12 protein-coding genes are annotated in these 12045 nt (G+C 56.8%); 3 read left to right on the forward strand and 9 right to left on the reverse strand.

Features of this window, described 5'->3' with window-relative positions; all coding sequences use genetic code 11:
• On the forward strand, positions 1 to 449 hold a 449-nt coding region (locus QO231_RS25250; RefSeq protein ID WP_316782847.1), incomplete at its 5' end, for a tyrosine-type recombinase/integrase.
• Positions 450 to 468: 19 nt separating this feature from the next.
• Here QO231_RS25250 and QO231_RS25255 read toward each other — a convergent pair.
• From QO231_RS25255 to QO231_RS25285, 8 genes are all read right to left on the reverse strand, one after another.
• Entirely contained in the window at positions 469 to 801 is a 333-nt protein-coding gene (locus QO231_RS25255; protein ID WP_316782850.1) for a type II toxin-antitoxin system HicB family antitoxin, read from the reverse strand.
• Positions 798 to 1052 (reverse strand): type II toxin-antitoxin system HicA family toxin, encoded by a 255-nt coding sequence (locus tag QO231_RS25260; protein WP_316782852.1) that lies wholly within the window; start codon positions 1050 to 1052, stop codon positions 798 to 800. Before QO231_RS25260 ends, QO231_RS25255 begins: the two co-directional genes overlap by 4 nt.
• Positions 1053 to 1145: 93 nt before the next feature.
• On the reverse strand, positions 1146 to 1400 hold the full coding sequence (locus QO231_RS25265) for a hypothetical protein (RefSeq protein ID WP_316782855.1): 255 nt from the start codon (positions 1398 to 1400) through the stop codon (positions 1146 to 1148).
• The gene (locus QO231_RS25270) at positions 1400 to 2053 is read right to left on the reverse strand and encodes a ParA family protein (protein WP_316782858.1); all 654 of its coding nucleotides are present in this window, start codon (positions 2051 to 2053) and stop codon (positions 1400 to 1402) included. Before QO231_RS25270 ends, QO231_RS25265 begins: the two co-directional genes overlap by 1 nt.
• 215 nt (positions 2054 to 2268) lie before the next feature.
• The gene (locus tag QO231_RS26210; protein WP_394356717.1) at positions 2269 to 2586 is read right to left on the reverse strand and encodes a GFA family protein; all 318 of its coding nucleotides are present in this window, start codon (positions 2584 to 2586) and stop codon (positions 2269 to 2271) included.
• A 173-nt stretch (positions 2587 to 2759) separates the two neighbouring features.
• Positions 2760 to 3806, reverse strand: a complete 1047-nt coding sequence (locus QO231_RS25275; RefSeq protein WP_316782861.1) for a replication initiator protein A — start codon at positions 3804 to 3806, stop codon at positions 2760 to 2762.
• Between the two features lie 311 nt (positions 3807 to 4117).
• Complete coding sequence (locus QO231_RS25280; RefSeq protein ID WP_316782864.1) at positions 4118 to 4708, reverse strand: hypothetical protein; 591 nt, start codon at positions 4706 to 4708, stop codon at positions 4118 to 4120.
• Positions 4705 to 5169, reverse strand: a complete 465-nt coding sequence (locus QO231_RS25285; protein ID WP_316782867.1) for a hypothetical protein — start codon at positions 5167 to 5169, stop codon at positions 4705 to 4707. The genes QO231_RS25280 and QO231_RS25285 overlap by 4 nt, the downstream gene beginning before the upstream one ends.
• 612 nt (positions 5170 to 5781) lie before the next feature.
• Between QO231_RS25285 and mobQ the strand changes: the two genes are divergently transcribed.
• Complete coding sequence (gene mobQ, locus QO231_RS25290) at positions 5782 to 7089, forward strand: MobQ family relaxase (protein ID WP_316782870.1); 1308 nt, start codon at positions 5782 to 5784, stop codon at positions 7087 to 7089.
• A gap of 773 nt (positions 7090 to 7862) precedes the next feature.
• Here mobQ and QO231_RS25295 read toward each other — a convergent pair.
• Entirely contained in the window at positions 7863 to 9413 is a 1551-nt protein-coding gene (locus QO231_RS25295; RefSeq protein ID WP_316782873.1) for a glycosyltransferase family 2 protein, read from the reverse strand.
• A 345-nt stretch (positions 9414 to 9758) separates the two neighbouring features.
• Here QO231_RS25295 and QO231_RS25300 point away from each other — a divergent pair.
• The coding region (locus tag QO231_RS25300) for a calcium-binding protein (protein ID WP_316782876.1) at positions 9759 to 12045 on the forward strand (2287 nt) is incomplete at its 3' end.

The following is a 12045-nucleotide window of genomic DNA, read 5'->3' on the forward strand; positions in this document are numbered from 1 at the left end:
ATCTTTTGATCCTGATGATGTTCCGGCACGGGCTGCGCGTGTCCGAAGCTATTGCCTTGCGTCGCGATGATGCCGACCTGGCGCAATCGCGGCTCTGGGTGACGCGGCTGAAGAACGGGCTGAGCGTCGAGCATCCGATCGAAGGCGACGAGCTGCGCGCGCTCCGCCGTTGGCTCGCCGCGCGCGACGACGTCCTGCCCTGGCTGTTCGTCTCCGAACGCCGGCAGCCACTGACCCGGCAAGCGGTGAACTACATTGTCGGCACAGTCGCGAAACGCGCCGGACTCGGTCCCGTCCATCCGCACATGCTGCGGCATTCCTGCGGCTTCGCGCTGGCCAATCGCGGTTACGATCTGCGGCTGATCCAGGATTACCTCGGACACCGCGACCCCCGGCACACGGCGCATTATACGCGCACCGCCGCCAGCCGGTTCGATGGGTTGTGGTGAAATGAGGCCGGGCGTGCGGTTAGCTCGCTGCCCGATCCAAGACCTCTTCGGCCCACTGGTTCAGACTCTTGCCTGACAGTTCGGCTGCGAGCGCGGCCTTGCGGTGAACTTCCGGATCGACACGGAACATGACCTGGCCCGAAAAAGCTTTCTGCGGTTCCTTTCCGATTTTTGCGCAGGTTTCGATGTAGTCTTCGACCGCTTCATGAAATGCTGCTCGCAAGGCTTCAACTGTGTCCGCATGAAAACCAACGCCATCGCGGATACCGGCGATGCGTCCTGTGAAAATTCCATCGTCATCGTCATACTCGATGCGGGCCGAGTAGCCCTTGTGGGTCATGGAATTGGTCATGGCGTTACTCCGATCCGTTCCAGAAACGCGCGAGCGGCGCGCACCTGATAGCGCTTGGCTTCCTTGGCGGGGTGTGGGCGGTGAAATGTCTCGACCTCGCCATTCTTCTCAAACCGCACTCGCGAGCCGCGCCCCTCGATTACCTGAGCGCCAGCGGCAACGAGCAGACGCTCGACCGCTGACCATTCGATTGTTCCTGACACCGGGTCTGTGAAGACCACGACCAGAGTTTTGCGGTGTTTGCTGTTCATCAGGCTATATAAATATTGCTAGCTATTTTTGCAAGCATGCCTTTCGTTCTGGCTTGATTTGAGACTCAAGCGCCAATGGCAAGATGCATGCAATCATGCTTTGGTGTTTTGCGCTTTGTATGCTTCCCAGATCTTGAGAAAGAGCTGCTTCTTTGACCCGTGGGTGAAGCCGAACTCACGTCCTGCCCTTTCTGAAAACTCTTCAAAAACCGTTTTGGGGATACGCACTTGTAGCGGTCTCAGTTCGGCCTTCTCAGGGCGCGTGTCGTCTGCGATCACATCGGGCGCAACATCTGCATGCGGCGGAGTGCCCTTCCCGCTTTTCAGCTTGGTAATATTCGTGCTCATTACGCCACTTGCCTTTCCTGTAACTCGGCCATCTTGTCGATCACGCTTTGTGCCAATCTAGCCGCGCGGTCATTGAGCGTTCGGAACGAGGTTTCGGTTATAGCCTTGCCCATGTCGGAGGCCGACCCATAGGCCGTGGAAACGGAAACTTCCCCATCAAGCACCAGATACCCCGCTTCTGCGAGATATTGCCTTGCAGCGGCATTTTCGCGCTCGCTGCCCGTGGTCTTGAACATAGCAAAGGCGATCTTCTCGGGCGAGATGCCTTTCTTACGCAGACTGTGCGCCAGTACGACGCCGGGGTGCAGATCATCAATGGTCTGACCTGTCGGGATCACGACGAGATCAGCGGCCTTGGCTATGTCCATTGTCTGCTCAGAGGCGTTAGGTTTGCCGTCCAGGATCAGCGCGTCGAAACGCGGGGCGTCTTCGAGAGCAGTCTTTACCGAGGCAAAGCTTTGCACCTGCACTTCCGGGGTGACGCCGTTTTCGGCACGGCGACCTGCCCAATGGGCACAGGTTTGCTGTTGTGTATCCATGTCTGCGATCTTGGTGGTGAGGCCACCGGCCACGAACTCTCGGGCCATCATGCGGGCCAGAGTCGACTTTCCGACGCCTCCCTTCTGGGAGACCATTCCGATGGTATAGGTCATTGATACTGCTCCAGTCTGTCTGCTTGTTATTTTGCATCATGTTAGCACGCTTGCCTCGTTCGCGCCAAGCATGGAAAGCGGCTTAGCGTACAAGCGCTTTGCATGCATTCATGCTGTATATATAGCGCAGGAAATCGCTAAAAATGTAGCCATAGTCTTGGAGCGCCAAACGCCTGATTAGAGAAGCAGCCATCGGAGCATCAATGGCGTCGCACTCATTCGTCCCAAACTCTTCGACTTTCTTCGTAGACCCTTTGGAATGGTTCATTGACCAAATCGTCGTCAAGTGATCCCGCGCAAAGGAACCTGACATCTGGCATCTTTGAAGTGGATTTGAACAACGGAGAACCACATTCGCCACAGAACGCAACCTCAACTACGTTGCCCGATTCAGAGTTCGTTTGATAGGTTCTTAGCTTACCTTCCGCCGCAAATTGGTCGGTTGGCACTGCAATTTGTGGAAGATGACCCCCACCGGATATTTGCTGGCAATCACGACAATAACATTGAATCGCAAACTTGACCTCTCCGATGAATTTGTAGCTCGATTCACCAGAGGCACCGACCTTGAACGCTGGATTTCATCCTTTCTCCTTTCGAAATATCTGTGATCATAGCACGAAATAGGACCGTCTTAAGCGAAGCAGGTTGGGTTCAGGGTAAGACTTTGCTCCTCCAATTTTGGCATGAAAGCATGCAAAGCGCGTTAGCGCCGATGTGCTCCCCGTTTCTTGCAGAAACTCAGGAAGTGCTTGTCGGGGTTCTTCACCGCTATGCCCCTTTCCAACACCCAAGAGCGCCACTCGCCTTCGAGATGATGCATGTCCCAGCCGGGCGCGAAGTGGCGAGCTTCCTCATGTGTGTCGGGATCAAGCCGTAGCGAGGACAGCGGGAAGGGCAGGACAGTTTGCCGTGCTGCCTTCTTTGGCCGCACGACCACAATGTCGCCCTCGATGACGAAGGCATAGTCGGGCATATGGTCGTGTTCCGCATCGTCCTCGATGATTTTTCCGAGCAGGCGCCGAAATTCCTTGAGCGTTGAGCTCGATCCGCATTTGTCACGGAGCAGCTTCATTCCGACCTTCCATGCGCTCTGTGCACCGCAATGCTTACGTGCAATCTCATAAAGCCGCCGTTCGAGGGGCTTGCGCAGTTTAAAATATTGGCGGTTCAGCGTCAGAACGTGGTTGTTCTCAATCGCATCAAACACCCAGTCCGATAACGTGACTTCAACATCCAGCATGCGGCCATCGCGGGTTTCCTTCACAATCTCGGCCGAGTCGATCAGGCCAAAGACCTTGAAGTATTCCTTGCCGCCTTGGCGCAGATTGGTTTCGATTTGTGTACCTTGCAGGCGTCGCAAGGCATCCTTCAGGAGCTCATAGCCGCGCCCGGAGGTTTGTCGGTTGGTTGCCACGAGCAAGTCATAGGCCTTGAAGCGCATGCGCCGCTGCACCTGTTGCCCATCATTGAGTGCAGCCATGCACTGGCTGATGCAGTAGATCAGCACATCGCGGTCATGGACCGTCGCCAGCCCGGTTCGGGATGGCGCAACTTGAATCCAGTTTTCCCCGCGCTCATAGCGGCGTGTACGCATGTCCGGCTTGGTTGAGAGGGTGAAGACAGGGTTTTCCATTGAGGACATATCCCCTTTGGGGACTGCATCGACGATATCGCACACAAACAGATCACGCTGCGGATGGCGGTCCGGCAGCAGTGGTGATCTCTGGGAGGATAGGAGTTCTTTCGTCATTTCACACACTGCACTCCGAGAAGAGATTCGTCACTTCACACACCATTCGCTACTTTCGTCATTTCACACACCGTTCGTCAAGTTTCGTCACTTCACACACCATTTATCGTCACTTCACACACCATTTATCGTCACTTCACACACCAGAAGCATAAAAAATCTGATAATTTTTCAATACTTTTAAGCGCTTACACCTAGCGCCAGTTTGTGTAACTCAGACTCTAACATTATTTAACTCTGTTTTCCCTCAAGAACTCCGAAAAAGGGAAGAAAGGAAGCTGCCCCCAAGAGGCTCCATCCGCCTTCCCGCATCACTCCCTGACGATGACACAGAACGTGGTCGGACTATTCTCATTGATGCTCTGTCTGAACTCAGCTCCGATGAGGGTGCACGGCCATTGCCACTCCCGGGGCAGGGCGGGGATCACAAAGCTGGCGAAGAGAAAGGCGGCGATCAATGCTGCTGAGAAGACCAAAGGCAATCCCAGAGCCGCTGTGCGGATAATCTGCTGTCTTCGGGCGTCATAGGCCTCCACGGTGCGTCTGAGCGCCTCCAGGCCGGTCTGTGAGGCCATCGCGCCCTCTCTGGCACCCTGAGCTGCCGCCTGTTCCGCTGCGGCGCCTAGACGGGCTACGCTCCTCTGCGTGCCAGCCTCGATCTCTCCAGGGAGCTCCTTGAGCTGGTTATCGGTTGCCTTCAGCCAGGGTACCAGCGTCTCAAACACCAGCGTGTTCTGTGCGACCTGCTCATCGGAAACTCTCATGCGGGCGTCCAGCTCATCCAGGATCGCAATGAACGCCTTGGCGCTGTCGCCACCAGTCTCGCTGATCTCCCTGTGGAAGACATCGCTCAGTCTGTCCCAACCTTCCGGGCCCTGTTCGGCATCCTTGGCCCTACTCATGGCCGTCTCTCCATCTGGACGTTCGCTCCAGGATCAGTGTCACCCTTGGCCTCAGTGCCCTGCGTGCCGGTTTCAGACGCAGCATCCGTATCTGTGACCGAGGCGTTGCGATCCAAGCCCGCGCCCTCCTCAGGGCTGGATCCAGAGCCACCACTGTCCGCACCTCCCCCTGAGCCGCTGACCTTCGCCTCGGCGTCCGGGTGTGTGGATGGGGCAGGGGGAGACCACCCATCGAACGCCTTGCGGTCCTGCACCCGGCTGAGACCGGCGACGAGAGACATCAGCACCCTGGTCACCTCCCGGTCCCGGCTGGCCTTCTCGATCAGCGCACCGCCGAGGATGATCTTGCGTCTTGCATCGAGCTTGCGATCCTTTGCGGCCTTTCTGGCGCGGGCGGATTGCAGCCTTGCCTTGGCCTGCTCATACTGTCGCTGAAGTTTTTCCAGGTTGGGATCGGGCATGAAGAGGGTTCCTTTGGAAGGGGTATCGCGCTACATTGGGGTGGGCTTACCATGAAAGCTCTTGAGATTGAATGGCGCACTTATGCAAACTCTGCAGTCACTTCGTTCCCTCCGAGCTTTGCGTGCGGTCTCCCCGGGGCAAAGCCCCCGCCGACGGCGTCCCCTTCCAATGCGAGCGAGCGCATTGGACAGAAAGGTGCTCTTCGCCCTCTCAAACTCTCCAGAACCAACGTGTGCCGTTGGATTGCAGCCCGGGCTGACGCGCCGCCAGGACGACCGGGGCACCTCTGCGGTGCCTGGTCTGCTGACGACGGAGTCAGCCGGGGCGCTCCGGAACGGTGGGTCCTTTGACCCAGTTCCGGAGCGGGTTTGCCGCGCGGTGCTTGTTCGGCAAACGGCCCTGTCTTGCTCGCTCCCTGCCGCCGCTAATGTGGCTGGGCAGGGAGAGTGGTTTGACAGGGCAAGCAGCGGATCGCGGCCCGTGTGGGCGTCTGTACCGCTGCTGCCTTTTGCTCCGCCCGCCCAGCGGTGTGGGGCGCGGCAGGCGGAGCAAAAGGGACGTGCCCGCGCGGCGTCTGCGATCTTTGCCGGTCTGCGCGGAGGGTAGGGCGCGTGGCGAGCTACCATCTCAGCGTCAAGACCGTGAAACGCAGCGTCGGGCGTACGGCGACAGCGGCAGCGGCCTATCGTGCGGGCGAACGGCTGCCCTGTGAGCGGGAGGGCCGGGTGCATGACTATACCCGCAAGCAGGGCATCGAGGAGACCTTCATCCTGGTGCCGGCCAATGCCCCGGCCTGGGCGTCGGATCGCGCCGGCCTCTGGAACGCGGTCGAGGGTCGCGAGACCCGGCGCAATTCCGTCACGGCCCGGGAGTGGGAGCTGGCCTTGCCGTCGGAGCTGTCATCCGAGGGACGCGCGGATCTGGCGCGCGGCTTTGCTCAGGCGCTGGTGGATCGCTACGGCATTGCCGCCGATGTCGCGCTGCACGCCCCGCATCGCGATGGCGATCAGCGCAATCACCATGCCCACATCCTGACGACGACGCGGGTTCTTGGCGCGGAGGGTCTGACCGACAAGACGCGGATACTCGATGCGGCCAAGACTGGCGGTGCCGAGATCGCGGACATGCGCGGTCTTTGGGCGCAGATGCAGAACGTAGCACTTGAGAGGGCCGGGCAGAAAGCGCGGGTTGATCATCGCTCCTTGGAGGATCAGCGCGAGGCAGCGCTGGACCGTGGCGAGGAGCTGGTCGCCATGACGCTGGACCGCGATCCGGAGATCAAGCTGGGGCCAGCGGCCAGTAGTATGGAGCGCAAGGCTCAGCGGGAGGCGGAGCGCGATGGCACGGAGTATGAACCCGTCACCGAGCGCGGCGCGCAGGTACACGAGGTGCGCCAGCAGCGCAGCCTCATGGCCGATTTGTTGGAGCGCATGGTGCAGGCCCGGGACGCCTACACGGCAGCACGGGAGGCGGATGCTAGTCGCCTGAGTGCGGCGACGGAAGCGGCGCGAACGCTGTTCTCCGGGGCAGGGGCCAGGGACTTCGCCGACAGCTTTACCCGTGCCTACGAGGATCGTGAGGCCGAGCGGCAGCGGGTGTTGGAGGCCGAGAGGGCGCAGGCGCGCGAAGCGGAGCGGCTGGCCGCCCTGGAGGCCGCGCGTGGGCAGTTTATCGAGCAGATCGCCGAAGCTTGGCAGGATAGTCGTGAGATCGAGGATCTCGGTGTTGCTAAACAGCGTCAGCAGGCGCTTGTTGGGCAGGTGAAGCAGGCGGCCGCGCGGTTTGGTTGCGGCTTTGATGATATTGCCGGGCCGGCCAATGCCCGCGCTAACGAGATTAAAGAACAGCGGGAGCTGGAGTTGGAACGCGAGAGAACAGCCGAGCGCTCAAGAGATCGCGGAATGGATTATGGGTTGTGAGGAAAAGCCGGCAGGTCTTCGGGATCACGAAACCTTCAACTCTTCGACTGTATGCCGCAAAAGAGCCGAATTCGCACCAAAATCCTGACACCAGACCCGCGATTAGTCCTTTCATGCTCTATTTGAAATGCAACCATACGGAGTATATCTTCCCAGATCTTTGGGACATAATGTTAAGATGAATGAAGGATAGAATATTGAAAAATATTGTACTTTGCTTGATTGCTTCTGCAACCATCAGTGCAACGCCAGCTTTTGCTGTCTCAAAGCTGAGAGTCGAGGCCACCTTAAAGACTGACATCGTTGAGCATGGCGGAGGCTGTCGCAAAGATAGCCCGAAAGGGCAGTGCTGCCACGCAGGGTCAAAGCCCTACCACTGCCACTAGCAGGGGCCCCATCGCTCTGGCAACTCAACACAGAAACAACACATGTATCCTGTTCTAGGGCTGCCACTCTTTACAAACAAGAAGCGGCCAAAGTTCCAAGCCTTGTGGCGTCGCAAAAACAAGCGGTTACTGGTGATGCGGTGGGGTCTTCTTGATCGGTGTTCCTGTTTCGAGCTTGTCGGGTGGGGATTGGGAAGGAGAAATTGCTGCAACCAATGGGAAGCTGCTTGCTCTCTCAGGGCGCCTGGAAGCATGTGGAAGTTCACCGGCCGCGGTTGCTTGGAGTTAGGCTATAGGTATTGCCATATGTGAACAGTTAACGGAATGGGTCATTCTGTTAGCATAAATACGACCCTGCTGCGTGAGTATATTGGCATGGCCGACCTCCTAACTCCGGTCTCTAAGCATCTTCTCCAACCGGGCAAAGAGGGAGAACGGCTTTTCGGTGTTCAGTGAGTATTCGATGAGTCGGATGTCACCACGGGCTGCGCTGTCCCTGACGTTTTCCGCGTGGGCCTGCCAATCCTCCGCCCATTTCGCGAGCATCGCCTCTTCGGAGCAGATGCCAGCCGCCGCCATGTGCTCTGCAATATACTTCCCATCGCGAAACTTCCGTCTGCTTGAAAGCCACTCGTCAACCGGTCTGTGATTCAACAGGAAGATGGAATCCCTGTAGAATTTGGCGATGTAATCGAAATCATAGAAACCATCATATATGTCCGTCCCGTTGCTCCCGTATGAGATGTCGCTCAAGAGTTGGTAATTTTCATATCCAGCGAACGGCTTACCTTCCGCAGCCTGAGCGGCCCGAAGGTTCCGTGCAATCCGCCCCCGATCCCAATGGGCGTAGCTCATACCTCTGCGCCCGAACATGGCGCTGATGTCCTTGCTCCCGCACCGGTTCATCCCGATCTGAAAGACCCGTTGGTTGTCCGGGATCGGAGAGGGTGCTGGAGATGAGGTATGCTCGAACTTGGCGCTAGAAAGGTAGGGTCGGACCAATCGTTGAACATTGTTCGCCACGTCCAAGTTTGCCCTGAGGAACAGACCGGGACGACTGGCACGGGCCGGGCTGTCTGCGGGCAGAACACTCAGCGCCTCGAAAAGCTCTCGCACAGTCCCTTCACTGCTTCTCTCACGCGCTTTCCGATAGATCGAGTATCTCTTCTGGGCGTGATCGGGCATCGAGTTGAAATACACCGGGTCATCTATCCGGCGCTCATATTTGCCAACCCAATCCTCAAAGGAAACGGGGAACATGTGCAGCAGGACCGCTTCGTCCTGTTCTACCTTGTGTTCGGGGATGTTCTCGCCATCCTTTCGTACGAAGTGAATATTGAGCCGCGCCTCACGATTCCTCCGGCGTTTGAAGCTCTTTCCGACCTCGTGCCCCTGGAATCCGTTGGGGAAAAGCTCCCCCAGATCTGCGCCGTAGAGTTCCTTCCCCCAGTCGCTGGCCCATTCCGGCTTGAGCTTGAATATCCCAGATAGGTCCATTTTTCCGGGGAGCCAGCTCCCGGCAAACATCCGCTCCGCCGGAAGGACACGCACAGCGTCAAGTGTTTCGGGTACCCTGCCAAGCATCTCGGAAATTGATCTGACAGACCGGGCCAGCAGGAACTCATCGACGTCTATGTGTGCGATCCACTCGCTTTCGCACAGGTTTCGGGCCGCGTACTCTGCGTTGTGCGTTTGTCGCTGACGGTGCCCCGAAGGGCGGCCCTTGCGGGGTCTACGCTTCGTCCAGTACGCCGCATCGCAACTGATGCATGTCACCCTAGGAATCTGCGAGAAAGTCTCGGCCAGACCATCGGCAGGGTCATCGAAGAACAGAACGATCTCATGCGCGCCAATCGCAAGATGGTGGGCAATGAACGCTTCAACCAGCCTCTTCGGCTCCGCGCAGGTTGTGATCACTGCCCATTTCACTTCGCTCATGGAGCCTCCACGTCTTTCCGGTCGATGGCCCGACTCATTAACCAGATATTAAGCCCTGAGAGCTAGCCAGAAACACGCAAGAAGTGAGGTCAGTTGATGAAGAGTTCCGACATCTCCACGGAGGAGAGGATCGCGACACTTGAAGTCGCACTAGCTGACTATGCGCTCAGATACGGCCTGACCGATCTCGCGCGGGAGATGCTGTTTCCGGAAGGGGTGTCCGTTGTCAGAGCTATTCGGAAAGAGCAGGCTTTTGGGGGCATAGCTAGGACCAGTTCTGAGTTGTGTACAGATGAAAAGCGTACGAGTGTTCGCACATTCGAAGAGTGACCGGAGATTAAAACTATGCCTTCTTACACACTTACCGCGACAGGCGGCTCGTCTTATAATGTTAATCCGCACATGTTTGGTGGAAATATAATCGGCGAGGTGAATGAAAGCACAGGAACTCCTAATACTCTTTTTCAAGATGCGATGGCAGAACTCGGCGTCACAAGGTTGAGATACCCGGCCGGCAAAGCCGAACCCGAGAATATCACTGAGTTGGACCACTCTAAATCCGGAACAGGAAAGCTGCGCGCAGATTTGCGCGAGTATCTTGACTGGATAAAGGAAAATGGAACTGAAACAACTCTTGTAATTCCAGCTATCGAAGAAAAAGCCAGCAACGCGGACATCCGGGAGTGGTCAGCCCTCATACTAGACTATATGGGCAGTGACGCGGAACTCATCGTCGCCTACGAGGTTGGCAACGAATATTGGGGAACCGCGAACGAAGTCGAGTATGGTAACAATGCTCGAAACATTATCACTTCGTTGAAAGATAGCTTATCCACCGATGGCGAGGTTCATGAGCCCGGCATATGGATACAAACTGCAAATCCAGTAGGCGGGTCATCCAACTACAAGGGCAGCAGTTCCGGTTCGATTAGCAATTCGGACGCGATCCTTGCACTCGGCACTTGGGGCGAAGCGGATAGGCCGTCGGACTGGCAAAGCGGCCAGAGCGCCAGCCAGTACTACAACTCTCTCATGTCGTTTGAAAAGAAAATCATCAAAGCGAACCTGGAATTGCTAGAGCGCTTGGACAGTGACCGAGACATCACCAATGGATTCCAGAGCAATACAGCGGAATTGGGTGTGGATGGTATCGTCGCCCACTATTATTACAACAAATCACACGACGAGTTCGGAGGGAGTAACGAGTCCCGCCAAAACAACGATTTAGATCATCGATTTGCCGTGTGGGAAGCAATGTTGCCGCAGGACGTGGAAATCCAGATTACCGAGTGGAATGTTAAGACGAGCAATGTCTATGAAACCGGCCTGAAAGCGGCTGGCGTTGTACAGGAACAATTCCAAAACATGCTTGAGTTGGGTGTGGACGGCGCAGATTTCTGGGCGTTACGGCACAACACCACAACATCGGTTGCGGGCGACCACAGAGACGAAAATCCGATTGCGCTATCCCCAGCCGGCCAGATGTACAAATACATGGCCGAGAGCCTGAGTGGAACAGGACATCGAGCCATGTCGACGCTGGACGTCTCGGGCTATAACGGCGGGAACATCGAGGTCAACGTCTACGAAAGTAGCTACAACACAGTTGTTTACGTAACGTCTCGGTCAGAAACATTTGGCCAAGACGTTACGCTGGACGTTAGCGGCATCACCGATAGTCCGTGGGATTGGAGTGGACGCCATGTCGGGATTGACCAGGTCAGCTCTAACGGCTTGAGTGAGCACTGGGCTTATGATGAAAACGGGCAGGAAATTTCGGGCACAAGACTTGCCAAACGCGAAATTTCTCCGGAAGATCGCGACGATCTACGGGCTCTTCTTGGAAACGATATTGCAAATCAATATATTAGCCCCACCTCTGATGGAAAATACAAGACCTACCTTCCAGCCGTGGAGGGCATCATTCCCAAGATTTCCAACCCACAGATACTGGGTGATTTCTATTTCGCTACGGAAACCGATGTACTTGGACAGGAAACACTTCTTTCAAAGAGCGACCTAGGAAACAGCGCTAGCGGTTTGTCCGTCGAGCTCGATCCTTTCGAGTTCGTAGAAATCACCATTGACACGACCCGGAAAATCGAAGGGACAACTGGTGGAAACTCTCTGACTGGTGCTTGGGGCAGAGATGAAATTTATGGTCTCGGCGGCGATGACGAACTCTCAGGCAAGGATGGCAACGACAAGCTGTTCGGCGGCATTGGAAACGACCGGCTTTATGGGGGTGATCAGCACGACACCATCCATGGCGATGACGGCGATGACACGGTCTGGGGTGGCCGGGGCAAAGACGAGATATACTTGGGCGCTGGCGACGACATCTTTCACGATCATGGTCAGAATACCGGGAACGGTGACGATTATGTTCGCGGCGGCGCTGGCGACGACACGATAAACGGTGGCGGTGGCGCAGACGAGTTCCACGGCGATGATGGCGATGACATGATCCGGGGCGGCATCGGTAACGACAGGCTCTATGGCGGAGACCAACACGACACCATCCATGGCGATGACGGCGATGACACGGTCTGGGGTGGCCGGGGCAAAGACGAGATATACTTGGGCGCTGGCGACGACATCTTTCACGATCATGGTCAGAATACCGGGAACG

It is taken from the genome of Sedimentitalea todarodis, from assembly GCF_032595355.1.
Lineage (GTDB): Bacteria > Pseudomonadota > Alphaproteobacteria > Rhodobacterales > Rhodobacteraceae > Sedimentitalea > Sedimentitalea todarodis.